General features: G+C 37.9%; 20 protein-coding genes. 11 read left to right on the plus strand and 9 right to left on the minus strand.

All coding sequences use genetic code 11. The annotated features are described in order from the left end of the window. Window positions 1-2,007 (plus strand): putative porin, encoded by a 2,007-nt coding sequence (locus tag EYS08_RS16495; RefSeq protein WP_165456488.1) that lies wholly within the window; start codon window positions 1-3, stop codon window positions 2,005-2,007. Window positions 2,008-2,075: 68 nt separating this feature from the next. Here EYS08_RS16495 and EYS08_RS16500 read toward each other — a convergent pair whose 3' ends face one another. Then, window positions 2,076-2,807 carry an outer membrane beta-barrel protein gene (locus EYS08_RS16500; protein ID WP_131031067.1) on the minus strand — a complete coding sequence of 244 codons (732 nt, stop codon included), beginning with the start codon at window positions 2,805-2,807 and terminating at the stop codon, window positions 2,076-2,078. Window positions 2,808-3,091: 284 nt separating this feature from the next. Then, a complete protein-coding gene (locus EYS08_RS16505) occupies window positions 3,092-4,273 on the minus strand; it encodes an asparagine synthetase B (protein WP_131031115.1) in 1,182 nt (393 codons plus the stop codon). A 233-nt stretch (window positions 4,274-4,506) separates the two neighbouring features. On the opposite strand from EYS08_RS16505, the gene EYS08_RS16510 reads away from it, so the two are divergent. Together EYS08_RS16510 and EYS08_RS16515 are read left to right on the plus strand one after the other, a co-directional pair. Further along, on the plus strand, window positions 4,507-4,968 hold the full coding sequence (locus tag EYS08_RS16510; RefSeq protein ID WP_029275450.1) for a peptidylprolyl isomerase: 462 nt from the start codon (window positions 4,507-4,509) through the stop codon (window positions 4,966-4,968). A 151-nt stretch (window positions 4,969-5,119) separates the two neighbouring features. Beyond that, on the plus strand, window positions 5,120-5,662 hold the full coding sequence (locus EYS08_RS16515; RefSeq protein WP_057932097.1) for a DUF5606 family protein: 543 nt from the start codon (window positions 5,120-5,122) through the stop codon (window positions 5,660-5,662). 60 nt (window positions 5,663-5,722) lie between these two features. Here EYS08_RS16515 and EYS08_RS26475 read toward each other — a convergent pair whose 3' ends face one another. After that, window positions 5,723-5,851, minus strand: a complete 129-nt coding sequence (locus tag EYS08_RS26475; protein ID WP_255352031.1) for a hypothetical protein — start codon at window positions 5,849-5,851, stop codon at window positions 5,723-5,725. Between the two features lie 202 nt (window positions 5,852-6,053). Continuing rightward, window positions 6,054-6,527 (minus strand): 23S rRNA (pseudouridine(1915)-N(3))-methyltransferase RlmH, encoded by a 474-nt coding sequence (gene rlmH / locus EYS08_RS16520; protein WP_131031068.1) that lies wholly within the window; start codon window positions 6,525-6,527, stop codon window positions 6,054-6,056. Between the two features lie 113 nt (window positions 6,528-6,640). On the opposite strand from rlmH, the gene EYS08_RS16525 reads away from it, so the two are divergent. Together EYS08_RS16525 and EYS08_RS16530 are read left to right on the plus strand one after the other, a co-directional pair. Then, complete coding sequence (locus tag EYS08_RS16525; protein WP_131031069.1) at window positions 6,641-8,455, plus strand: MutS-related protein; 1,815 nt, start codon at window positions 6,641-6,643, stop codon at window positions 8,453-8,455. Window positions 8,456-8,555: 100 nt separating this feature from the next. Next, the gene (locus EYS08_RS16530) at window positions 8,556-9,419 is read left to right on the plus strand and encodes a hypothetical protein (protein WP_131031070.1); all 864 of its coding nucleotides are present in this window, start codon (window positions 8,556-8,558) and stop codon (window positions 9,417-9,419) included. Between the two features lie 37 nt (window positions 9,420-9,456). Here EYS08_RS16530 and EYS08_RS16535 read toward each other — a convergent pair whose 3' ends face one another. Then, complete coding sequence (locus EYS08_RS16535) at window positions 9,457-10,341, minus strand: AraC family transcriptional regulator (RefSeq protein WP_131031071.1); 885 nt, start codon at window positions 10,339-10,341, stop codon at window positions 9,457-9,459. Window positions 10,342-10,561: 220 nt separating this feature from the next. Here EYS08_RS16535 and EYS08_RS16540 point away from each other — a divergent pair, with 220 nt between their 5' ends. From EYS08_RS16540 to EYS08_RS16565, 6 genes are all read left to right on the plus strand, one after another. After that, entirely contained in the window at window positions 10,562-13,300 is a 2,739-nt protein-coding gene (locus tag EYS08_RS16540; RefSeq protein ID WP_131031072.1) for a DUF1553 domain-containing protein, read from the plus strand. Window positions 13,301-13,311: 11 nt separating this feature from the next. Then, on the plus strand, window positions 13,312-14,823 hold the full coding sequence (locus EYS08_RS16545) for a DUF1501 domain-containing protein (RefSeq protein WP_131031073.1): 1,512 nt from the start codon (window positions 13,312-13,314) through the stop codon (window positions 14,821-14,823). 101 nt (window positions 14,824-14,924) lie between these two features. Continuing rightward, on the plus strand, window positions 14,925-15,857 hold the full coding sequence (locus EYS08_RS16550; RefSeq protein ID WP_208745882.1) for a sugar phosphate isomerase/epimerase family protein: 933 nt from the start codon (window positions 14,925-14,927) through the stop codon (window positions 15,855-15,857). Between the two features lies 1 nt (window position 15,858). Continuing rightward, window positions 15,859-17,253, plus strand: a complete 1,395-nt coding sequence (locus tag EYS08_RS16555) for a c-type cytochrome domain-containing protein (RefSeq protein ID WP_131031074.1) — start codon at window positions 15,859-15,861, stop codon at window positions 17,251-17,253. Window positions 17,254-17,430: 177 nt separating this feature from the next. Next, complete coding sequence (locus EYS08_RS16560; protein WP_131031075.1) at window positions 17,431-18,768, plus strand: GH1 family beta-glucosidase; 1,338 nt, start codon at window positions 17,431-17,433, stop codon at window positions 18,766-18,768. Between the two features lie 54 nt (window positions 18,769-18,822). Further along, complete coding sequence (locus EYS08_RS16565) at window positions 18,823-19,260, plus strand: putative signal transducing protein (RefSeq protein ID WP_131031076.1); 438 nt, start codon at window positions 18,823-18,825, stop codon at window positions 19,258-19,260. Between the two features lie 561 nt (window positions 19,261-19,821). On the opposite strand, the gene EYS08_RS16570 is transcribed toward EYS08_RS16565, so the two are convergent. From EYS08_RS16570 to EYS08_RS16585, 4 genes are all read right to left on the minus strand, one after another. Further along, on the minus strand, window positions 19,822-20,280 hold the full coding sequence (locus tag EYS08_RS16570; protein WP_131031077.1) for a lipocalin family protein: 459 nt from the start codon (window positions 20,278-20,280) through the stop codon (window positions 19,822-19,824). A 79-nt stretch (window positions 20,281-20,359) separates the two neighbouring features. Beyond that, a complete protein-coding gene (locus EYS08_RS16575; protein ID WP_131031078.1) occupies window positions 20,360-20,890 on the minus strand; it encodes a DUF3575 domain-containing protein in 531 nt (176 codons plus the stop codon). Window positions 20,891-21,032: 142 nt separating this feature from the next. Further along, the gene (locus EYS08_RS16580; RefSeq protein ID WP_131031079.1) at window positions 21,033-23,312 is read right to left on the minus strand and encodes an aconitate hydratase; all 2,280 of its coding nucleotides are present in this window, start codon (window positions 23,310-23,312) and stop codon (window positions 21,033-21,035) included. 194 nt (window positions 23,313-23,506) lie between these two features. Next, window positions 23,507-26,272 carry a bifunctional aconitate hydratase 2/2-methylisocitrate dehydratase gene (locus tag EYS08_RS16585; protein WP_131031080.1) on the minus strand — a complete coding sequence of 922 codons (2,766 nt, stop codon included), beginning with the start codon at window positions 26,270-26,272 and terminating at the stop codon, window positions 23,507-23,509. Between the last annotated feature and the right edge of the window lie 54 nt (window positions 26,273-26,326).

Here is a 26,326-nt window from a genome sequence, read left to right on the forward strand (position 1 = left end):
ATGTATAAAGTCGTTAAAATCTGTTTTTTTTTCTTACTGCTATTAGGAATTAATAAAACCTTTGCACAAGATTTAAAAACAAGTGTTGGTACAAACAAGGAATTGGATTCTGTTCGGAAGAAACTAGACTCGGGAAAGGATTCTGTTGTTTTTACCGCAAAATATATCAGGTTTACTAAGCTGTCGTTAACTAAAGACAGTATTGTACTGTTGCCTTTAGATACCTCAACTACGAATATTCAGAATTATAGTCCGCTTTTACAACCCCTTCACCCAACCATAAACAATGGTAACATGGGCTTGGCAGCCAGACCTTTATTGTACGAGCCTAGTAAAAGGATTGGCTTTGATGCAGGATTCCATTCGCTTGATTATTATGCTTTAACGCCCGAAGATATTATTTACTATCAGGCCAGAACCCCTTTTACCAGCTTGTACTTTGTTAGTGCCGGACAAAAAGAACAGCTTTTTAGGGCTATCCACACACAGAATATTAAAAAAAACTGGAATGTTGGGGTTAACTTTAACCGTGGCGATTCCAGAGGTTTTTACGCCAGGCAACGCGGCGATAACTTGAATGTTGCCGTATTTTCATGGTACCAATCGCCAAGTAAACGTTATAATATGTGGGCATCGGCAATTTTTAATACCATGCGCGCCTACGAGAATGGTTCTACTGTAGCAACAGATTTATTCAATCCAGACTATTCTAAAATTGTAAGAGAAGCAGAGCCTGTAAATTTATCAGACGCAAGAAATTTGTACCGTAAAAACACCATTTTCTTAAAGCAAACCTATTATGTAGGCAGGATAGATACCTCTGCAAATGTGAACAATGCTGTTTTACCAACCAATAAAGTATCGTACACCTTCGAGTATAATAATGACAGCTACGATTTTTACAAAAATGGAACGGATGTTAATCATGTACTTCCTCCCGGAATTGCGAGTACAATATTTACGAATGATTCGACCCATGTACAACATATCAAAAATGAGTTTATTTATAGTTTCTTTTTAAGGCCAAAAAACAGTTCGGTTATTAAAAATGAACTAAAGGTTGATGCGGGTATAAGGCACGATTATTACAAGCATGAATATCTTGGTATAAAACAAGATGCAACCAATTATGAGCGCAGTAGATTTGCTTATCAAAACATTACCATTTTAGGCGCAGCGGGTTATCGGTTCTCTAACAATATCGATTTCAATTTAGACTTACAGCAAATTTTGCAGGGTGAAAATGCAGGCGATTATTTATACGAGGCAAAAAGTAAAATCCTTTTAGGTAAAACCATAGGAAGAATAGAGTTGGGCGCCTATGTACAAAACCAAACGCCGGCGGCTATTTTTAATTACTATCATGGCAATCATTACCAATGGACAAACAGCGATTTTAAGAATACTAAAATTGCCAATTTATCATTTAACTATATCAACGATAAGTACGGTTTTACTGCAGGAGCCAAGTATTTCTTAACCAGTAACTACGTTTATTTTGCTGCCGACCATAGTAATGGTACGAATGCCATTTTACCAAAACAGGCTACTGCTGATATTAGCTTAATCAGGCTGGATGTATCAAAGAAATCGAGGTTTGGTAAGTTTGTAATGGAAAATTATATTGCTTATCAAAAAACAGATAACAATGCAGTGTTAAGAACGCCAGAACTTTATACTTATAACAGTATTTATTTTGACAATACTTTTTTCAAAGTATTAAAGGCTAATGTGGGATTTGATGTGAGGTACAATTCTGAATATGCAAACTACTTATATTCACCTGCAACAGCGCAGTTTTATATTGATGAGCGCAATCCAACAAACCTGGTATCAAAACCGGTAATTGATGTCTTTTTTAAAGCAAATTTAAAGAGGGCCAATATTTTTGTTAAATACGATTTTGTTAATCAGGGCTTATTTCAACCAGGTTATTATACTGTAAACAGGTACCCCATGCAAGATGCCCTATTAAAATTTGGGGTAAGCTGGAACTTTTACGACTAAAGAAACAAGCATAAAAAAGCCTCCCGATTTAATAAATCCGGGAGGCTTTTGTTTTTAAGGCTTATTGCTTAGAAAGAATAACCTACTGAAAATCCTAATACACGGTTGGTATATTTATTTGAATTAGCTCTTGAATCTTTTGGAGTTAAATCACTTAAACCTAAACCATAGTTAGCACCTACCAGGAAACCTGAAGATGTGCGGTAAGCTAAACCAAAGTTTGCACCGAAATCTGTCCCGCTTGCATCCTTATCGGTTGCACTACCAAAGCTTAAATCTTTATCATTGCTTGTAGTGGAGGTTACACTTGAGTTTGTGTTATTATTTACTGTTGTAGTTGTACTATTTCCTTTGTTTTTACCCGAAATGTTAAATCCAACATACGGACCAGCACTAATCTGTACTGCACCAGTTTCACCAGTAGGGATATTAAATACCGCGTTAATTGGCACTTCAATAGCCATTACATTTGTTTTTAACGAAGTTGTTGTGGTAGTTGTTACTGCACCAACTGTTGCCGAATTGGTGCCTTCAAACTTAACCCCTTTGTTTTGTAATGAAATTCCTGGTTGGATGAAAAAATTGTTGGCTATTCCAAAATCTCCGAATGCAGTAACATTGTAACCTAAATTATTTTTCGCATTGTCGTTAAATAATGCTTCATTGTCGCCACTCGAATGGATTTTGGCTAGGTTAACTCCTGCTTTGATACCGAATCTTGAAGTAGTACCCGTTGTAGATTGTGCAAATGCACCTGTTGCTAATAAAATAACCGATGCGCTTAATAGTAACTTTTTCATAATATTTTTCTTTTAGAAGAATCTTGTTTAAAAATTTCAGGCTTAAACCTGTTGTTAATTACAAGCCTCAATTCCAAAAGCTGTGCCAAAGTATCAAGTCTGTTACAGTTTGTCTGGTAATCTACTGGTTTACAGGAGTTTTTTTAAGCGGTTTCAGTATAATTACGATAGCAATTAGTTATGCCGATAGATGTGATTTACTGTCTACATAATAGGAATATCCAGTAGAATTACTAGTTTTTTAACCTTAAAAGAAAAGATGCCAAAAGGCGATTACTCTAAAATTATGTTTTTTGAGGTTTCTTTTTTGCCGCAGGGAAAAGCACATTATTAAGGATCAGGCGGTATCCTGGTGAATTTGGATGCAGATTTAAATCTGTTGGCGGATCGCCAACAGCATGCTGATAATCTTCAGGATCGTGCCCACCATAAAAAGTAAACTGACCTTTGCCAATTTCTCCGTGTAAATACCTTACCTCTGCAGCACCTTTATTTTCGCCCAAAACAGTTACACTTGTTTTAACTAAACTCTTTCTGAAAGCTGTGGTTTGCCCCATAAAGCCTTTAATCACCTTATCATGATCTTGGGTAAGCATGGTTGGAACAAGATCCCATTTGGCCGAAAAATCGAATAAAGTAAAGTAATCGTTGCTTTGGTTCAGCGTACGGGTTTGAGTAGCGTCGATATCCGAAAATTCATAGTTCATTGGGTTGTTATCTAATTTAAAATTCTGGAAAGCTAAGGTTTTATTAAAATCCAGTTTACTTTGGGCATTTGGATCTGCAGCATCACCATCAAACATTTGGGCACAAATATCTACCCCATCAGCAGCAAGGGCAATGTCGAAACTATCAGTGCCCGAGCACATTGCAAACAAAAAGCCTCCACCAGCACAATATTCTTTAATGTGTTTGGCAACGGCTAATTTCATTTCAGAAACCTTTTTATAACCCATGCGTTTAGCTAAGGTTTCCTGGTTTTTAACATCTTCCTGATACCAGGTTGCATACCTGAAATTGGCCCAGAAACGTCCGTACTGCCCGGTAAAATCTTCATGGTGCAAGTGTAGCCAGTCGTATTTGCTCAATTTATCCTGTAAAATATCATCATCATAAATTACATCGTATGGGATTTCGGCGTAGGTTAAAACGAGTGTAACGGCATCATCCCAAGGTAATTTGCTTTTTGGAGAGTAAACTGCAATTTTTGGTGTTTTCTCCAGCTTAACCATTTCCATATTCACCGCAGGATCGCTGATTTCGTTTAAAAGGTTGGTTACCTTTCCATCGGCCATTACTTCGTATGATACCCCGCGGATTTTAAGCTCGTCTTCAACTGTTTTATTGTATTTAATTAAAAAACTTCCGCCACGGTAATTTAAAAGCCAATCAACCTCTAGTTGTTTGCTGATTGTCCAATAGGCTATACCATATGCTTTAAGGTGGTTCTTTTGGTCTTCATCCATGTAAATCAACAAAGAAGAAGCCCTTAGCCCCAGGGAGCAAAGCAGGCAAATGAGCAGGATATAATATTTCTTTATCAAATCGGTATGCTTAAAACACTAAAATACCGCATTTAAACTGTATAGAAAAATTTAATGATGTTATAAGTTATACAATTTTGTTATTTTTGCCCTCTACAAAAAAAATACGATTGTTTTTTAGGAAAAGAAAATTTAAAATTAGTACCGATATTGATATGAGTAAAGCAATAATAAAAACAGAAAAAGGCGAAATGACTGTAGAATTCTACGATAATGATGCGCCGAAAGCCGTTGCAAACTTTAAAAAATTAGCTAAAGAAGGCTTTTATGATGGTGTAACTTTTCACCGTGTAATTCCTAATTTTATGGTTCAGGGCGGATGCCCAAATTCAAAAGACCCAGCTAAAGCACATTTAGCAGGTACTGGTGGCCCAGGTTATAAAATTGATTGCGAACTGGACGGAGAAAATCAATATCACGATCGTGGTGTTTTATCTATGGCCCATGCTGGCCGCAACACTGGTGGTTCACAGTTTTTTATCTGCCATAGCAGAACAAATACTGCTCATTTGGACCGCAACCATACTTGTTTTGGTAAAGTTGTTGAGAATGTAGACCTTGTAGATGATATCCGTCAGGGTGATAAAATTTTAAACATAGAAGTTTTAGAAGATTAAAAATAGATACGAGATTTGAGACATTAGATTTGAGACTTGATTTCTCTGATTGATGCTCTATCTCATTAATAATTGAACAAAGAGTTTTAGTTATTTGATTTGAGTGATTTCTCATATCTCATATCTCGAATCTCATATCTCAAAAAAAAATATGAATTTAAGAGGAATTGTTGCCGTATCTGGCAGACCGGGTTTGTTTAAACTGGTTGGACAAAATAAAGTAGGTTACATTTTAGAAGGCTTAGATGCTCAAAAAACTAAAGTTGTAGCTAACATCACCAACACAAAATTAGCTTCATTAGAAGATATTACGGTGTATGGTGAAGATGAAGAAATTAAATTGGCCGATATTTTTGCTAAAATTTCTGCAAAAGGATCTACTCCTGATTTGAAAGGCGATTTACGCGCTTATTTTCTTGAAGTAGCACCAGGTCACGATCAAGAGAAAGTTTATGCTTCTGATATGAAGAAAATTATCACTTGGTATAACTTATTAAAAGATCTGCCATTGTTTACTGAAGAAACTCCAGAAACACCAGGTACACCAGCAGAGGTTAAGTTATCAGAAGAAAAAGCAGCTTCGGATAAAAAACAAAAAGCTACAGGATCTAAAGCATCAGCAAGTGCTAAAGCAACTACTAAAACTTCAGCTCCAGCTAAAAAAGCAAGTATGACCAGTAAAAAAGGCGTTTAAGCTTTATTTACCCAAATTATAGCGAACACCAGGCAATTTGTCTGGTGTTTTTTTGTGGGTTTAATCGAAGAAATAATAAAGCAAAGCTACAATAACCAGCGATGCAATAATGCTGATCCATAGGTATTTATTGTTGCCGTTCTGATTGCTTTTATATCTGTATTCCCGTTTATATTTATCTAATAGCATAATTTCTTTTATTTAATGATGATTTTAATCCTGTTTTTCCATATCTCATCTTACCTCAACCATTTTCCATCTCTAAGCATGATGTTGTTATGTTAAGCCCCGTGGCGGTAAACATAATTTAACCACAGATAAAAAGGATGCACACAGATATAAAAATCCGTGTTTATCTATGGTTAAAACCCCTTAACCTAATGGGATTGTTCTAAGCGTGATGATAAGGTTCTCCTTTTAAAATGCTAAATCCCCGGTAAAGCTGCTCTACAAAAAACAATCTGATCATTTGATGTGAAAAGGTCATGTCAGACAGCGAAATTAAACCGTTTGCCCTTTTGTAAATGGTTTCATCAAATCCATAAGGGCCGCCAATAATAAAAATTAAATGCTGCACACTACCAATCATCTGTTTGTTTAAGTAGTTTGAAAATTCTATTGATGAATATTTTTTCCCTTTTTCATCTAACAAAATAACAACATCGCCATTATTAATTTGTTTGTGCAGTAGTTCTGCCTCTTTTGCCTTTTGCTGCGCTTCACTTAGGTTTTTAACATTCTTTACATCTGGTAAAGCCACAAAACTAAAGTTAATATAATGCTTTAAACGGTTGATATATTTATCAATTCCTTCAATTAGATATTTATCTTCTGTTTTGCCAATGGCGATCAGTGTAATCTTCATTTAATATTTTACCTATCTTTAGAATTTCGAGATTCAAACTTAGAGAAAATTGTAACAAAAAACACAATCTATCGATCTTATACCTTCGAAAATATATACACCGAAGCGATATCATGTTAAAAAAACAAGCAGAAATAATAGCCGATTACGATCAAAAAATTAAGCAGGTTACCGCTGATATAGCAGTGACCAAAAAAATAATAGATCAACTTTCGTTCATGCGGATCGGATTGTTCCTAGCCGAAATTTTATTTTTTATTTTACTGGTGAGTTCTGTGGATGATGATTTACGTACATTAATTCAGTTTGCATTATTAGTGCCGGTAATCGCTTTTGCCTTCATTGTGCGCCGGCAAAGTAAGTTAGACCGCGAAATCGATTTTAAAAAGCAACTCTTGTGGGTTTATCAGAATGAGTGGAATGTTTTAAACGGAACAGCCAATGGCTACGATCATGGTCAAGCTTTCGAATCTGAACTGCATCCCTATACTTCCGATCTTGATATTTTTGGTGCCGCATCTCTGTTTTCCTTGATTAACCGTTGTAGTACCAAAAGCGGAAATAACCTCCTGGCTAAAAATTTCGCAGAAAAACCAACAAGGAATAAGATATTACTCCGCCAAGAAGCTATAAAAGAAATAACAGATAAAATAGCAGAAACTTATAGGTTCAGGGCTAATCTGCATGGTTACGACCCCGATAAAATAGAGCAGATTAAAATACAGCTTAAACACCAATTGGGGGCACAATTAGAATTTGTAAAGGGCAGTTTTTTGAGGTTTTATGTAAAGCTTGTCCCTTATATTTCTGTTGGTTTAATTTTGGCGGCTCTTTTTATTAGCGCTGCTTTTTGGAAAATATTGGTACTTCTATTTGTAATCCACACAGGGTGGAATGTTTTATTAGGCTCAAAAATTAACAAGGTTTTTTACACCTTTGGTGGAAGTTCGAATCTGTTAAACGGTTATGCCAGTGCTATTTTATGGACAGAGAATCAAAACTGGCAAAGTTCATACATCTTAGGTTTATTAGATTCAAAAATCCCGGTAAGCAAAGAAATTAAGGGCCTATCCAAAATTATTCAGAATTTTGATGCCAGGCTGAATATCCTGGTTGGTGGTATATTGAACGCACTTTTGCTTTGGGATTTAAAGTGCTGTATCAGTTTAGACATTTGGTATAAATCTTCATCAGAGGATGTGATTTCGGCACTTGATCACTTAGGCGATTTTGAAGAGCTGATTTCATTGGCCACAACGGCCTATAATCAACCAGATTGGGTTTTTCCAGTTATTACAGGTCAGTTTGCATTAGCTGCTACCCATATTGGCCATCCGCTTATTAACGAGCAAGTTCGGGTGGATAATGATTTTCATTTGGAAGCCAAACCAACTGTAGATATTGTAACGGGTTCTAACATGGCCGGCAAAAGCACTTTTCTACGTACTTTGGGTATTAATATGATATTGGCTTATACTGGTGCACCGGTTTGTGCCAAAACCATGCAATTGTCGGTTTTTTCGATCAATACCTATATGCGGATTAAAGATTCGCTGAACGAAAGTACCTCAACTTTTAAGGCAGAGTTAAACCGCCTGAAAATGATTCTAGATAATGTGGTTAAAGACAAAGATACTTTTGTATTGATTGACGAAATGTTGCGGGGTACAAACAGCCGGGATAAATATTTGGGATCGAAGGTTTTTATACAAAAGCTGATTACCGAAAAAACACCTGCACTTTTTGCCACACACGATTTACAACTGGCAGATCTGATTATCGATCACCCCGAAACCGTCCGTAATTTCCATTTTGATATCCAGATCACCGAAGGCGAAATGAAATTTGATTATTTATTGAAGCAAGGGCCTTGTAAGACTTTTAATGCAGCTATTTTGCTGAAGGAAATTGGCTTAACCTTGGATTAATATTGATGGAGTTGGGTATTTTAATCTGCTATTTAATAGATTAAATTTTTAACTTCAACTTTTAACAAAACGCTTAAACTGCTCTAAATTACGATTTCTCATGAAACAGGCCATTACTTATAGCTTAAAAGTAACATTAACTACCCTGCTACTTTGCCTTCCAGTCACCTTTGCAATCATGATGGCATACCTTAGGATATTGCCAATTATTACTTCAAATTATAGCGTTAATGTTCATTTAGATCTAAAAGATGCCGCTGTATTTATCGCATTAACTTTCTGCACACTTTTATTTAATATGCGTAAAATTAATGGCATAGTACAGTCTGTTTATAATAAAAAGAGAATTGCAGGCAATGCAATTATGACTTCAATAGCATTGTTTGTGCTTTACTTATTGGCATTTGGGAAGTTAATGCCTCGTGCTGTTGATGAATTTTTGATTACATACGGACCTTCTTTTTTGATTATGTTTATTTGTTTAAAGGTTTTCCCACTTCGTGACGAGGATATACATGCCAATATTCATGGGGAAAGTAAAATAATAGAACCATTTGGTCAGTTAACTTATAATCGGCAGGATAAAGCATGGTTTGGAGAAGTATCAAATATTCATCCTAATAATAACGTCGAATTATCAATCAGTGCAGAAACCGAAAATCAGCAAATAGATGATAAAGTAGAACTTGTAAAAAAACTAGCCTCAGATTATGATGCTATAATTGCCAATTTGCAACATTTAATTTTTAGAAGATTCGAGAATACCAACTTTGAAAAATCATTAGATGATATAAAAAGAATGTACGATTTAGTTGCTGTTGATTTAAAATCAGATAATAAGACTTGGTGGTTAGTTATGCAACCAGATATCAATGTAACATCGCTATATAATCATTATCAGCGCTTCACCATGGTTGATAGGGAAATTATTTGGGCAAATTTTAATATTGATAAGCATACTTAATTGCATTGGGGACAATCTGAGATATATAAAAGCAGTATCAATTAAACCTATTATCGCGGTATTGTTTCGGCGAAATGCCCATAACGCTTGAGAAGAGCCGGCTAAAATAATAAGGATCGTTAATGCCGATCTTTTGTGCAATTTCGTTGATCCTTAAGTTGGTGAAAAGTAAATATTGTGTTGTTTTCTGAATTTTGAGCTGGTTAAAATAATCGATAGGTGAGGTTCCGGTTTTCTTTTTAAAAATGGCCGATAAATAGGAAGGTGAAAGGTAAACAGCCAGTGCCATTTCCTTTAAACTAAGCATCTTTTCAATATTTTTCCGCATAAAATCTATAACCTCTTCAACTTTATCAGGTTCAACAATTTTATCGTTAACAAGATGTTTATCGGTATAAACAACTTCAGCAATGTATTGGTGGAAACATAAATTGGCGTAAATTATATTTTCTCTACTGAAACCTCTTTCTAACCGGTTGTAAATAGTATCGAACAATATGTTACGTTCTTCACTAAAACCAGCATAAGCCTTATAATTCTGTAAAGAAGCAACCAATTGATCAGCACCGGTTCCTGAAAAATGGAACCAATAAATAGTCCATGGTAGTACTGGGTCAGCTTGGTAAGTATGTGCTGTTTCTTTCGGAATAATAATGAAATTACCTGCTTCAATATGATAATTAGTATCCTGGAATTCTACGTTTCCCTTTCCTTCTACACAATAAATCAAAATATGCTGTTCTGAACCATTATTCCTTTTTATATAGTGATTCAATGCCTTACGGTAATAACCAATATCGGTAATAAATAAATTGTTTATGATTTCATTTTTAGTGCACTGTTTTATAAGTACATTCCTGGGAATGATAAAGGCCTTTTGAAAATCAAAACTATTTTTCTGACCTACTTGGCGTTTCTCCATTATTGATTCTTAATGAAAAGTAAGATAATCCATTTTTTGAGCAAGTTAATACATTTTTGTGTTTTATTTTTTTCTTGATCTTTGGTTTAAACGAAGCGCAATCTTAGCCATTTAGTCTATTATTCGCCTCTATTGTAATTTTTGATGAATGTTTAGCTTAATTTAACTTTGTATACAAGTTAAGAGATCTAAAAATTAGCTTAAATTTATTCTAACCAAAATGTTATTGAAAAAGAAAATATTATTTGCATCAGGCTTCGTACTGGTTGTGATTGCCTTAATAGCCTTTTCGCTTTTTTCGTCGGAGAAACCGATCGATTTTAATACACAGATTAAGCCCATTTTAAATAAAAAATGTATCTCCTGTCACGGTGGGGTTAAACAACAAGGTGGTTTTAGTGTGTTGTTTAGGGAAGAGGCTTTGGCTAAAACCAAAAGTGGCAAACCGGCAATCATTCCAGGCAATCCGGGGGATAGTGAATTTATCAAACGCTTAAAATCAAACGATCCCGAAGAAAGGATGCCATATAAGCATCCAGCTTTAAATAATGATGAAATTGATATTTTGAGTGGTTGGATAAAACAAGGCGCAAAATGGGGTAACCATTGGGCTTATGTTAGTGTAAAACCGACTGAATTGCCAGATGTGGATAATGATTGGGTACGTAACGATCTGGATAAATTTATTTTTGCAAAGCTTGAAGAAAATAAACTTGAGCCCTCTAAAACTGCTGATAAGGCTACTTTATTGAGGAGAGTAAGTTTAGATCTGATCGGTACTTACCCATCAGATAAACTGGCTAAATTCTATTTGAACAGTAAAGACGAGCACGCGGCCTACAATGTGCTGGTTGATAGTTTGCTGGCTTCGCCTAAATTTGGAGAGCGCTGGGCATCGATGTGGCTGGATATAGCACGTTATGCCGATACTAAAGGCTACGAGAGTGACCCTAACCGAAATATCTGGAGTTATCGCGACTGGGTGATTAAGGCCTTTAACCGCGATATGCCCTATGATCGATTTATTACCGATCAGATTGCTGGTGATTTATTTCCAAATCCAACTGATGCCCAATATATTGCTACGGCTTTTAGCAGAAATACGCCAACCAACGATGAGGGGGGGACCAATAATGAAGAATTTAGAACGGCGGCGGTTTTAGATCGTGTAAATGCCACCTGGGAAGGGTTAATGAGTACAACTTTTTCTTGCGTACAATGCCATAGCCACCCATACGATCCCTTTAAACACGATGAGTATTATAAATTCATGTCGTATTTTAACAATACAAGGGATGAAGACGTTTCTGCGGAATACCCATTACTTAAAGATTTTAACGATAGTCTTAAAAACGAGCTCAATCATTTAACCAGCTGGGTTAAAACTGTTGCGGGTAAAGAAAGAGTTGCCGAAGTTGATTTATTCCTGAAAACTGGTCAGCCGGCAATAAACTCTACAACGGCCGATGAATTGGTGAATTCGGTAATTGGCAACAATAACATTGCACTTTATTTTAAAAATCGCTCATCTGCAAGGTTAAAATCTGTAAACCTGGAAAATGTTGACCAATTGATTTTGCGCTACAACTGCAGCAAACCTGATGGTACAATGAGTTTACATTTAGGCTCACCAAACGGCCCTGTTGTAAAATCGTGGAAACTCGCCCAAACTAAAGGTTATGAAAATGTAGAAATAGATTTTGCAAAGCAAAGTGGGGTAAAGGATGTGTATTTAAAGTATACCAATCCTTCGGTAAAAAATCCTGACGAATTTATGGTGTACTTCGATTGGTTTTATTTTACCAAACAGTTTCCCGGAAAAGGTAAACCCGAGTATGTGGCCAATAAACAAAGATTTACTGATTTAATGAATGCAAAGGTGCCAACAACACCGATTATGGTCGAAAATCCATTGAGCATGCAGCGCAAAAACTACGTATTTGAGCGTGGTGCATGGACTTCGAAGGGCAAAGAAGTTAAAGTTGGTGTACCTAATTCTTTGGGGTTTGCAATGCCTAAAAATGCACCTGATAACAGAATGGGTTTAGCCATGTGGCTTACCGATAAAAGAAATCCTCTTGTATCGAGAACAATGGTGAACAGATTGTGGGAACAGTTATATGGAGCCGGTTTGGTAGAAACTTTAGAAGATATGGGAACCCAGGGAATGCCTCCTACCCACCAGGAACTTTTAGATTTTATGGCTTATCAGTTTATGTACAAATACAACTGGAGCGTTAAAAAAATGTTGAAGGAACTGGTGATGACGGCTACTTACAGACAAGATAGTAAGGTAAGCGAAGAACTGAAAGAAAAAGATCTGTTTAATAAGTTTTACGCCAGGGGTTCGCGGATCAGGTTAAGTGCTGAGCAAATAAGAGATCAGAGTCTTGCTGTTTGTGGGGTATTAAGTAATAAAATGTACGGACCACCGGTAATGCCCTGGCAGCCTGAAGGAATCTGGTTTTCCCCTTATAGCGGTGCTAAATGGGTGTTAAGTGGTGGAGAAGAACAATATCGCAGGGGAATTTATACCTATTGGAAGAGAACAGCCCCATACCCATCAGCTATTGCCTTTGATGGTGCATCCCGGGTGGTTTGTAGTCCGCGCCGTATCCGAACCAACACCCCTTTACAGGCCCTGGTAACCTTAAATGATAGTGTTTATATCGATTTGGCCAGAAAACTGGCGGTACGCATGGATAAAGTAGGAGGAAGCACCAGCAGATCTAAAATTGCCAAGGGCTATGAATTGATCTTGTATAAAACAATCCCTCAAAATAGATTAAAAGTATTCGAAGACTTGTATGCCAAGGCTTTTGGCGAGTTTAGAAAAAATTCGGCAAGTGTATCTGCATTTATGGGCGATAAAGAAAAGAAATTTAAGCCAGAAGATGCGGCAATGGTACTCGTGGCCAATGCGATGCTTAACCTGGATGAAGTGGTTACCAAAAATTGATTTGACCGGTTATGACAAGAGACGAATTAAACGCACATAGGTTAATTAAAGAAGCACATGAAGCAAATGCACGCCTGCACTCTCGACGCCATTTTTTAAAAGAAAGTGCGATGGGTTTGGGTGCTTTGGCAATGGGTTCGTTATTGGGTAGCTGTGGTAATCTTTTTTCGAGTCCACAAACAAAGATCGCTTACGATCCTGCACACCCATTATTACCAAAATCGCCACCAATTGTAGGTAAGGCACGAAGTGTAATTTATTTGCACATGGCAGGTGCTCCATCACAATTAGAATTGTTTGATTTTAAACCAGAGCTAATGAAAATGGACGGCCAGGATTGCCCTCCATCATTACTTGCCGGGAAAAAATTTGCTTTTATAACCGGGGTGCCTAAAATGTTGCGTCCACAGGCCAATTTTGCCAGATATGGCCAATCAGGTGCCTTGGTGAGTGATAATTTACCGCACTTTTCTACCATGGTAGATGAGGTAAGCTTTTTGAAAGCTGTTAAAACAGATCAATTTAACCATGCTCCGGCGCAGCTGTTGGTACATACAGGTTCACCTCGATTGGGCAGACCAAGTATGGGAAGCTGGGTAACCTACGGTTTGGGGTCAGAAAACCAGAATTTACCGGGATATGTTGTGCTTACCAGTGGTGGTAGTTTCCCTGATGCCGGAAAAAGTGTTTGGGGGAGTGGTTTTTTACCCTCTGTTTATCAAGGTGTACAATGCCGAAGCGAAGGGGATCCGGTACTGTTTATAAAAGATCCCGATGGAATGAGCCGGGATTTGAGAAAAGCTTCTATCGAAGCCATTAATAAAGCCAATGAGCAGCAATATCAAGAGTATAACGATCCTGAGATTTTATCGCGGATAGCTCAGTATGAAATGGCTTACCGCATGCAGATATCGGCACCAGAGGTGATGAACATCAATGATGAACCAGCCTACATCCACGAAATGTATGGTACACAACCCGGTAAAGCATGTTTTGCCAATAATGTGTTGCTTGCCCGTAAACTGGTAGAAAAAGGGGTGCGTTATGTGCAGTTATTCGACTGGGGATGGGATGCACATGGCGATAATCCAAACAACTCACTTAACATCGGACTGAAGAATAAATGCAGAACCATTGACAGGCCAATTACAGCTTTATTACTCGATTTGAAACAACGCGGTTTATTAGAAGAAACCCTGGTTGTTTGGGGCGGTGAATTCGGGCGTACGCCAATGATGGAAAACAGAAATGGTATTCAAAATCCATTTAAAGGTAGAGATCACCATACAGAAGCATTTACCATATGGATGGCCGGCGGAGGTGTGAAAAAAGGATTTACACACGGCGAAACAGATGAAATTGGCTATAGTGCCGTAAGCGGAAAAGTTGATGCTTTCGATATTCAAGCCACTATTTTAAACCAGTTGGGCTTCGACCATGAACAATTTACCTATCCTTTCCAGGGAAGGCCATTTAGGTTAACTGATGTGGCAGGCAAGGTGATCTCAGAGATTGTAGCTTAAGCCAGGAGTTCTGAGTCCACAGTCTATTAACCGATTAACCCAATGACCAATTTTCAATTGGCAGTTACCAATAAACTAATGACCAATCTACAAATGAACCAATGAACCAAACCAGAAGGAAATTCTTACAAAATACAGCTGTTGTAACGGCCGTATCAATTCTAGCCCCCATCCAAAATATGAGCGCCAACGAACTTAAAAATATAAAAGCAAAAGCTGGCTACGAATTATTATTTATGCAAACCGATTGGGGATTTGGAGGCACAAGAGATGAGTTTTGCGCAGCAGCCAAAAAAGAAGGATATGAAGGCATTGAAGTATGGTGGCCTGGTGAGGATAAAGCGATAAAGGAACTTTTTGATGCGGTTAAGAAATATAAACTGGAAATCGGATTTTTATGCGCCGGATCGCAGTCGAACATAACCGAGCACTTAGCTTCTTTCAAAAAAAGTTTAGATGCTATTTGTGCCAACACTTATCAAAAACCGGTTTACATCAATTGCCATTCGGGAAAAGATTATTTCACTTACGAAGAAAATAAACAGATTATCGATTACGCAACGGCCAAAAGCAAATCGTATGGCATACCGGTTTATCACGAAACGCATCGTAGCCGTATGATGTTTGCTGCACATGTTGCCAAAAATTTCGCTGAGAAAAACCCAGAATTAAGATTTACTTTAGATATTTCGCATTGGTGCAATGTGCACGAAAGTTTATTGTCTGACCAGAAACAGACCATCGATTTTATTTTAGAAAAGGCAGAACATATCCACTCGAGGGTTGGGCACCCCGAAGGGCCACAGGTAAACGATCCAAGGGCACCAGAATGGGCAAAAGTGGTAGAAGCACACCTGGCCTGGTGGGATAAGATTATAGCACGCAAAAAGAAAAACGGCGAGCGCATGACCATTCTTACCGAATTTGGCCCGGCTGATTATATGCCTACCCTGCCTTATACACGCCAACCCCTTGCCGATCAATGGGCAATAAATGTTTACATGATGAATTTATTAAGAAAGAGATATCAATAAGATGTTAGAATTTTTTGGCCGCTTTCACCCGGTTTTTGTCCACCTTCCTATAGGAATTTTGTTACTTGGCTGTATTTGCATTCTCTTATCATTTACTGCAAAATTTATCAATCTAAAACCAGCCATTCCTATTATGCTGCTTCTAGGTGCTTTAAGTGCTGTAGTATCTTGCATCACTGGTTATTTATTGGCCAATGGCGGCGATTATGATGGGAAACTCGTGAGCAATCACCAATGGATGGGAATCAGTGTTGCCGTTTTGTCTTTTATATTGTGGATCATTTACCAAAAGGTTAAAACGAATGCAATATTGGGCACAATTGCTGCGGTTCTTATTGTGCTCATTTCTATTACAGGACATTTAGGAGGTTCTTTAACCCATGGTTCTGATTATTTAACCGCGCCGTTAAAATCGGGCAGTACAAAAGGCGGGTCAGCTATTCCACCAATTCCCAATGTTCAGGAAGCCTTTGTTTACCAAAATGCCATCCAACCACTCTTTCAAAATAGGTGTTATAGTTGCCATAGCAGCGAAAAACAAAAAGGCAAGCTAAGGTTAGACCAGGAAGCATATATTTTAAAAGGCGGAGAAGATGGGCACACCATTGTGAAGGGTAAAGCCGACGATAGTGAGCTGATGAAGCGGATTTTATTGCCATTGAATGATGAAGACCATATGGCACCTAAAGAAAAGCCGCAGCTCACTAACAATGAGATTGCCTTATTAAAATGGTGGATTGATAATGGTGCCGATTTTAAAAAGAAATTCAAGGATCTTCCTCAGCCAGAAAATATAAAAACAATTTTAGCCAGCCTGCAAAAAGGCGAAAGTGGGGCCGAGCAAATCAAAGCCAGTGATATTCCAACTGAAGAGGTTACGGCAGTTGATAATAAAGTATTGAAAAAGTTTACCGATGCCGGCATTACCGTATTCCCGGTTGCTCAAAATACCAATTACCTTTCAGCCAATTTTATCAATGCACAATCGATGGGCAAAGATGTTTTGGATCTGATAAAATCAATCGAAAAACAGCTCCTTTGGCTTAAGTTAGAAAGCAATAAAGTAAACGATCAAACCTTAACTGCAATAAAGGATTGTAAAAACTTAACCAGGTTAAACCTAAATAACACCCAGATCACAGATGCAGGTTTAGTATCGCTGAAAGATTTAGATCAGTTACAATCGTTGAGTTTGGTCGGAACAAAAATTACTGCAAAAGGGATTAATCATTTAAAGAAACTGAAAAATTTAAAATTTCTATATGTGTATCAAACCGGTATAACTAAAGCAGATTTAGCCGGTATAAAAAAACTATTGCCTAAAGTTAGTTTAGATACCGGAAATTATAAAGTACCAATGATAGCGCAGGATACTACTGTGGTTAAAGCACCGTAGTTGCTTTCTCTGAATCGAATTAACTATACGGTACATCTCTAATTTAAATACGGAGTCGGATCGTAATATCTGAGATTAAAAGAATAACAATTAAAATGTAGATAAAAGTCTTTTCTATTCCTTGTTAATGATTTGTTAATATTAAACTTGCAACTTATGGCAATTAATTGATAGCGAATGATTAATGCAAGTGATTTTGGCCAAAATTTTTTATGGGGTGTGGCTACTGCTGCGGCCCAAATAGAAGGTACAGCCACCCAATATGGTAAAGGCCCATCCATTTGGGATACCTTTACTGCAAAAAATGGAAAAATTAAAAAGAATCACAAATTAGATCCTGCTTGCGATTTTTATCACCGGTATGCTGAAGATATAGCTTTAGTTAAACTGCTGGGCTTTAAAGTATTCAGGTTTTCTATTGCCTGGTCGCGCATTTTACCCGCAGGTAGGGGAGAAATTAACCAGGAAGGCATCCGTTTTTACCACAATCTTATTGATGAGTGTTTAACCCATGGAATAACACCCTACATAACGCTTTATCATTGGGATTTACCGCAAGCTTTGGAAGATGAGGGCGGTTGGACAAGTTTTAGTATCAATGCTGCTTTTAATGCTTTTGTGAGCATTTGCGCCTTAGAGTACGGCGATAAGGTGAAAAACTGGATTGTGTTGAATGAGCCTTTTGGATATACTTCTTTGGGGTACATGCTGGGCGTTCATGCTCCAGGCAAAACAGGATTAGGGAATTTCTTTTCAGCAGTTTTACATACTGCGCTGGCCCAGGCAGATGGGGGCAAGATTTTACGTTCCGAAATTAGCAAGGCTAATATCGGGACTACTTTTTCTTGTTCGGAAGTACTTCCAAGTACCCAGAGTGATAGTGATATTCTTGCTGCAAAGCGGGTTGATTGCCTAATGAACCGTCTTTTTGTAGAACCCACACAGGGCATGGGTTTTCCAACTGCCAATTGGGATGTGTTAGAGAAATTTCAGATCGAATATGGTACCTGGCGGCTACACGAACGGATGAAGTTTGATTTTGACTTTATCGGTCTTCAAAACTATTTTCCTCTGGTGGTTAAGTATAATGCCTTTATTCCGGTTATCCAGGCTTGGGAAGTAAAAGCTAAAAGTAGAAAAAAGCCCCATACCGCGATGGGATGGGAGGTAAACGCAGATAGTTTTTATAATATCGTTAAACAGTTTGCCGCTTACCCAAATGTCAAAAATATCATGATCACCGAGAATGGTGCCGCTTATCATGATAAATTGATCAATGGTAGGGTAGAAGACCCTGAGCGGATCGAATATTTTAAACTTTATTTAAATGCACTACTAAAGCTCAAAAAGGAAGGCATAAATTTAACCGGTTGTATGGCCTGGACATTAATGGATAATTTTGAATGGGCTGAAGGATTTACTGCCCGCTTTGGATTGATTTATAATGACTTTAAGACACAGGAGCGCAGCATTAAAGATTCGGGCTATTGGTGGCAAAATTTCCTAAAAAGTTAGTTGATATATCGCTGTTTTCTTCTTCATTATTAAACAAATTCATAAGTTTGGTTGATGAATGATAGAACAGTAGTTTACAGCACCTATTACAATCCGATGGAGGCCAATATTATTAAAGCTAAATTGGGAGATAGTGGATTCGCCTGTTTCCTGGCGGATGAAAATGTTGCAACATTAAATCCACTTTACAATCAGGCCATTGGTGGTGTAAAACTCATTGTTTTTGAAAGAGATGTAGAGGCTATTAACACTTTACTCGCTGAAGACAATAGTTTGGCCTTTGAATCATCAGATGGAATTGTTGATGAAGAAGAATCAGTTGAAGATAAAACAGTTTGTGAAAAATGTGGATCTACCAACGTAGGTTATGGAATAGCTACTGATAAAAAATATAGTATTTGGGCAACTGTACTTGCCTTTTTAACCCTAACTACACCCATTAAGGCCAATAAATGTCACCATTGCTACGATTGTGGTTATGAGTTTGAATGATTATTTAACTGATTTCTGTAACTGCTTTCCAAAAATTAAAGAAATTATTTATTACAACTTTTTGAAGCGCAAAAGCAGGAGCTACTATTAAAGTTTGTTCCCGTTCTCCGCTGTATCCTTACGCTGCGCCTCAGGGATGCCGCTGCGCCCGGGCTAGAAGGTTCTTTTACTGCAAGTAAGGCAAAATCTCCGCGATAAGTGCAACTGTCTCTGCCAGCTAAACCCGATATACGCGTATGCTGGGTTTTTTCTAACCAGCAGCAGCATTAGCGGGACAAAGCCAAGCCGAAGACCTACTGCAACTGCTTTCCAAAAAAATAAAGCAATTATTTATACATTATTTGAAGCGCAAGGCCAGTAGCAGCCATTAAGGTTTGTTCTCATGCTCCGCTATATCCTTACAATGCGCTTCAGGGATGCCGCTTCGCTAGGGGATAGAAAGTTCTTTTAATGCAAGGAGGACAAATCTCTCTTTATAAGTAACTCTCTATTAATAAAAAATCCCATTCTGATTGAACAGAACAGGATTTGTAAGCTATCTCACAAAAAAAATGTGTAACACTATAATCTACGAGCAGTAATCTTTGTATTCTCGGTATGAGTTTCTCCGTTCTTATTTCCAATGCCTGATTTATCGGTTCTCTTCAAAATCAAGATATTATTTGAAATAGAAAAGGTAAAACTATTGTGGTTAAAGGCTAAATTCCCACTTAGGTTTAATTTATCACCAGTAACGGTATATTTTACCTGCACATCATCTATTGTATTCTGGTTGTTTCCCAGCAAATCTTTGAAATAAAAAATAGCGTGTAAACTACCGTCTTCTTTGAATTCTAAAGTTGGCCTTGGACTTTCGTCTTTGGTATCATCCTGATCTTTTCCTGTATTTTCGAAATTAGTGACCACATATGATTCAACTTGCCATTTACCGATAATAGAATTATTTTCAGACTCAGTTTTTTTGCACGCTGTTAAATTAAATATGGCCAGGATGGCAATTGATAATAAAAGTTTTTTCATGGTTTAAGCAACTACTTATATGATAAAAAAATCCCGCTCTGATTGAACAGAACGGTATTAAAATTTTTGATGTATATAATTAAAATCCGAAACCTAAAGCAATACCAGTACGAAGTCCGAAGCCTTCAATACCACCTTTAATATCAGGTTCGTTATTGCCTTGTGTAGCCTTATAACTTCCGTTATTATAACTTGGGCCAAAGAAAATATCCAATACAAATCCGCTGCCATATACCCATTGGCGTCCAATTAATGCACCGCCACCAAATGAATTGTAATTTCCCTTATCAGTACCATCAGTAACGGTGTAATCCTGATATCTTAAGAAAGGAGCTGCATACAAGCCGCTAATTGCTTTTTGTTTTAAGTAGAAGCGAACTTCTGGCGTAATGGCAACACCGGTAAATTTAACATCATCTAACTTTAAACCTGTATATGCGACACCCAGCTGTAAAGAAACGCCATCATTCAATTTACGTTCATAAAATACAGACCCTGTTTTTAATAATGCACTTAAAGGGTTAATTTTGATTGTGTTTTGGGCATCCTGTGCTTTTGCACAAAAGAAAGTCATGGCCGCAAACGTGGCACAAAGAAAGAGCTTTTTCATTAATTTGATTAGTTTATTTTGAGCAGCAAAAATAGAACTAATATTGTAGTTTACAAATAAAAAAATCCTGTTCTGATTTAACAAAACGGGATTTTTTTATTTTCATCCAAACTTCGGATTACCGACTCTGGACTTCCGACTACTAAAGCGCTGCTTTAGCTGCGGCTTCTGCCCTGATGATATTTAATGCACCACCTGCCTTAAACCACTCAATTTGTTGATCGTTATAACTGTGGTTAACCGGAAACGACTCTTGGGTACCATCTGCGTGGTGTAATACCAATGTTAATGGTTTATCTGGAGCGAATTCTGTTAAGCCTACAATATCGATGGTATCATCTTCTAAGATTTTGTCGTAATCATCTTTATCTGCAAAGGTTAAACCTAACATACCTTGTTTCTTCAGGTTAGTTTCATGGATACGGGCAAAAGATTTTACCAGTACGGCACGAACACCTAAATGACGAGGCTCCATAGCGGCGTGTTCACGTGATGAACCTTCGCCATAGTTTTCGTCACCAACAACGATAGATCCTAAGCCAGCAGCTTTATAATCGCGTTGAGTAGCAGGAACAGGTCCGTATTCGCCAGTTAATTCATTTTTAACGTTATCTGTTTTATCGTTAAAATAGTTAACCGCACCAATGAGCATGTTATTAGAAATGTTATCTAAGTGACCACGGAATTTTAACCATGGACCAGCCATTGAGATATGATCTGTTGTACATTTACCTTTGGCTTTGATTAAAAGTTTTAAACCTTTTAAATCGGTACCTTCCCATGGGGTAAATGGATCCAACAATTGTAAACGGTGTGAAGTTGGAGAAACCAAAACCTGAACGGAGGAACCATCAGCTGCTGGTGCCTGATAACCTGCATCTTCTACAGCGAAACCTTTTGTTGGTAATTCAAAACCTGTAGGTGGATCTAATTTAACCTGTTCGCCTTTATCGTTTGTTAAGGTATCGGTTAATGGATTAAAGCCTAAATTACCTGAAATTGCAATTGCAGCAACCATTTCTGGTGAAGCCACGAAAGCGAAAGTATTAGGGTTACCGTCTGCACGTTTAGCAAAGTTTCTGTTAAATGAGTGTACGATCGTGTTTTTCTCTGCTTTTTCTGCCCCGGTACGGTCCCACATACCAATACATGGTCCGCAGGCATTGGTGAAGATAGTAGCATCTAAATCTTCGAAAGTTTTTAAGAAACCATCACGGTCTGCGGTATAACGCACCTGCTCAGACCCTGGGTTGATACCGAATGCGGATTTGGTTACCAAACCTTTTGCAATAGCCTGGTTTGCGATAGATGCTGCTCTTGATAAATCCTCGTAAGAAGAGTTGGTACAAGAACCGATCAATCCCCATTCTACTTTTAAAGGCCAGCCGTTTTTCTCTGCTTCCACTTTCATCTGCGAAACCGGAGTAGCTAAATCTGGTGTAAAAGGGCCGTTTAGGTAAGGCTCTAAAGTATCTAAATCGATCTCAATAACCTGGTCGAAATAGTTTTCCGGATCAGCATAAACTTCAGCATCACCTGTTAAATATGCTGCAATTTTGTTTGCTTCATCAGCAACTTCATTTCTACCGGTAGCACGTAAATAACGTTCCATACTTTCGTCATAGCCAAAAGTAGAAGTGGTTGCTCCAATTTCGGCACCCATATTACAAATGGTACCTTTACCCGTACAACTTAAGTTAACAGCTCCATCGCCAAAATATTCTACAATTGCACCTGTACCACCTTTTACTGTAAGGATACCCGCAACTTTAAGAATTACATCTTTAGCAGCAGTCCAGCCGTTTAATTTTCCTGTTAATTTTACGCCGATTAACTTAGGGAATTTAAGCTCCCAAGGTAAACCCGCCATTACATCGCAGGCATCAGCACCACCAACTCCAATAGCAACCATACCCAAACCACCAGCATTTACGGTGTGCGAGTCGGTTCCGATCATCATTCCACCTGGGAAGGCATAATTCTCTAAAACTACCTGGTGAATAATACCAGCACCTGGTTTCCAGAAACCAATACCGTATTTGTTCGATACAGAAGATAAGAAATCAAAAACTTCAGCACTTTCGGTTTTAGCATGAGGTAAATCTATTGCTGCACCTTCTTTAGCCGTAATTAAATGATCACAGTGAACTGTAGAAGGTACAGCCACTTGTGGGCGACCAGCCTGCATAAATTGTAATAGTGCCATTTGAGCTGTTGCATCCTGCATCGCAACGCGATCTGGTGCAAAATCTACGTAGTCAGAACCACGTTTAAACGCCGTTTTAGGATCTCCATCCCAAAGGTGTGTATACAATATTTTTTCAGATAATGTTAAAGGTCTGCCAACCACTTTACGCGCCGCCTCAACGCGACTGCCAAAGTTTGCATAAACCTTTTTAATCATGTCTATATCAAAAGCCATACTTTATTTTTTTTTTAAATTATTGTCAATTACAACACTAACTAAATTAAACAATTTTTAATATACTTATTTTTAAGATTTGTCAAATTATCTTATTTAAAATCATTCTATTCAATCCTTGGTGTAAATAAAAAGGCTATCCGATTAACGGACAGCCTTCGTGCTTTATAACAAAAAATATGTTTATTTGTTTCTTATTGTTTTGTAGAAATAGGCGTAAATTTGGTTAAGTTGATACCTTCTACCGCTACTTTATATTCCTCAATACTTGGAATACGACCTAAAATAGCAGAAAGAACCACTACCGGTGTAGATGCCAACAAAGACTCTCCTTTTTTACCATCTTTATCTTCCACCACGCGGCCCTGGAATAAACGGGTTGACGTAGCCATTACAGTATCGCCTTTGGCCGCTTTCTCCTGGTTACCCATACAAAGGTTACAACCCGGACGTTCCAGGTACATGATGTTCTCATATTCGGTACGCGCTGCGGCTTTAGGTAAAGCATCGCTGAACTCAAATCCAGAGTATTTTTGTAAGTATTCCCAATCGCCTTCTGCTTTCAACTCATCGATGATATTGTAAGTAGGGGCCGCAACTACCAATGGTGCTTTGAATTCTACTTTACCAGTTAGTGTCTCTACGTTTCTCAACATCTGAGAAACGATTTTCAAATCGTCTTTATGTACCATACAAGAACCTACGAAACCAAGATCTACTTTTTTATCGCCACCATAAAAAGTTAAGTCTCTGATGGTATCATGCGTATAACGTTTAGAAACATCTGCGTTGTTTACATCCGGATCGGCAATCATTGGCTCGTTGATGATATCAAGGTCAATAACTACTTCCGCATAGTATTTGGCATTATCATCTGGCATTAAAGCTGGCTTGATACCGGTTTTAATTTCTTCAATACGTTTGTTTGCTTTGTTGATCAATCCTTGTAAAACCTGGTTATGGTTGTCCATACCCTTGTCTATCATGATTTGAATACGGTTTTTAGCAATTTCTAACGATTGGATTAAAGTGTCATCTTGCGAAATACAGATAGATGCTTTTGCTTTCATCTCAGCTGTCCAGTCTGTAAAGGTAAAAGCCTGATCGGCTAATAAAGTACCAATATGTACCTCAATGATACGGCCCTGGAACACGTTTTCGCCATCAAACTGTTGCAACATTTGCAATTGTGTCGCATGAACTACATCACGGAAATCCATGTGTTCTTTCATTTGACCTTTGAATGTTACTTTTACCGATTCAGGAATTGGCATAGAAGCCTCACCAGTTGCGAGTGCCAATGCCACCGTACCAGAATCTGCACCGAAAGCTACACCTTTAGACATACGCGTGTGCGAATCACCACCGATGATAATTGCCCACTCATCAATAGTAATGTCGTTCAATACCTTGTGAATAACATCAGTCATTGAATGATATTCGCCTTTAGGGTCGCGGGCAGTAATTACGCCGAAGTCATTCATGAACTTCATCAATTTCGGGATATTCGCCTGTGCTTTTTTGTCCCAAACAGATGCGGTATGACAACCTGATTGATAAGCGCCATCAACAATGGGAGAAATAACTGTAGCAGCCATCGCTTCTAATTCCTGAGCGGTCATCAAACCTGTTGTATCTTGAGAACCTACAATGTTTACTTCTACACGAACGTCAGAACCGGCATGTAAAACCTTGCCCTGTGTTAAACCTACTGCATTTCTATTAAAGATTTTTTCTACAGCCGTTAAACCTTGACCTTCAACAGATACCTCTTTAGCAGGGGCGAATACTAACGAAGGTTCGATAGCTAAAGTTTTAGCTGCAAAAGTTTGGATTTTTTTACCAAAAACGATAGCGTAAGAACTACCAGCTTTGATAAATTCCATTTTTTGCGGTGTCAACGCTTTTGAAATGTCGATCAGTTCTTGATCTCCATTGTATAATTTTTTAGTTTTTGTATTAATGGTAAGTACTGTACCAGTTTCTATAGAATAAACCTGCTCTAAAACCGGCTCGTCATTTTCGTTACGTATAACATTGCCATTTTCATCTGTTTTCTTTACCCAGTTTTTAAGGTCGATACCAATACCGCCTGTTACATCAACTGTTGTTAAGAAAATTGGAGAAATGCCGTTGGTACCACCTACAATTGGAGCTATGTTCACAAATGGGATATAAGGGCTAGATTTTTTACCCGTCCAAAGTGCAACATTGTTTACACCCGACATACGTGAAGAACCGACACCCATGGTGCCTTTTTCAGCTACCAACATTACACTTTTATCAGGGTGTTGCGCTTGCAATGCTTTAATTTCCTCCTGAGCTTCTGGTGTAATCATACATTTGCCATGCAATTCGCGATCTGAACGAGAGTGTGCCTGGTTACCTGGAGACAATAAATCTGTAGAAATATCGCCAATACCAGCGATAAAAGTTACCACTTTAATTTCTTCAGGTACTTCAGGAAGGTTAGTAAAGAATTCAGCCCTGGCATAACTTTCTAAAATTTCCCTAGCAATGGCATTGCCATTGTTGTAAGCTTCTTTTAAACGATCGGTATCTGCATCGTAAAGGAAAACCTGTGTTTTAAGTACATCTGCAGCTTTATGGGCTTTATCACCATTATCGGCCAGCGCAATGTCTAACAACACTTTGATGGAAGATCCGCCCTTCATGTGCGATAACAATTCGAAAGCAAAATCAGGTGTGATTTCTGCAACGATAGTTCCGCCTAAAATAATTTCTTTTAAAAACTCTGCTTTTACACCAGCAGCTCCGGTAGTACCCGGCAAGGTGTTGTATATGAAAAAGTTAACAGCATCTGCCCTGTTAAAATTATTTACATTTTTGATTTGATCGATGATTTCACTCAGTAATTCTGCTCCATCAATAGGTTTAGGGTGAAGACCTTGAGCTTTTCTGTCTTCAATCTCCTGGATATAATCGTTATAAATACTCATCTTAGCTATTTTATTCTTTTTGTAAGATTGTGCAACAAAATGTACACCCACTTT

Source organism: Pedobacter kyonggii (assembly GCF_004310665.1).
Taxonomy (GTDB): domain Bacteria; phylum Bacteroidota; class Bacteroidia; order Sphingobacteriales; family Sphingobacteriaceae; genus Pedobacter; species Pedobacter kyonggii.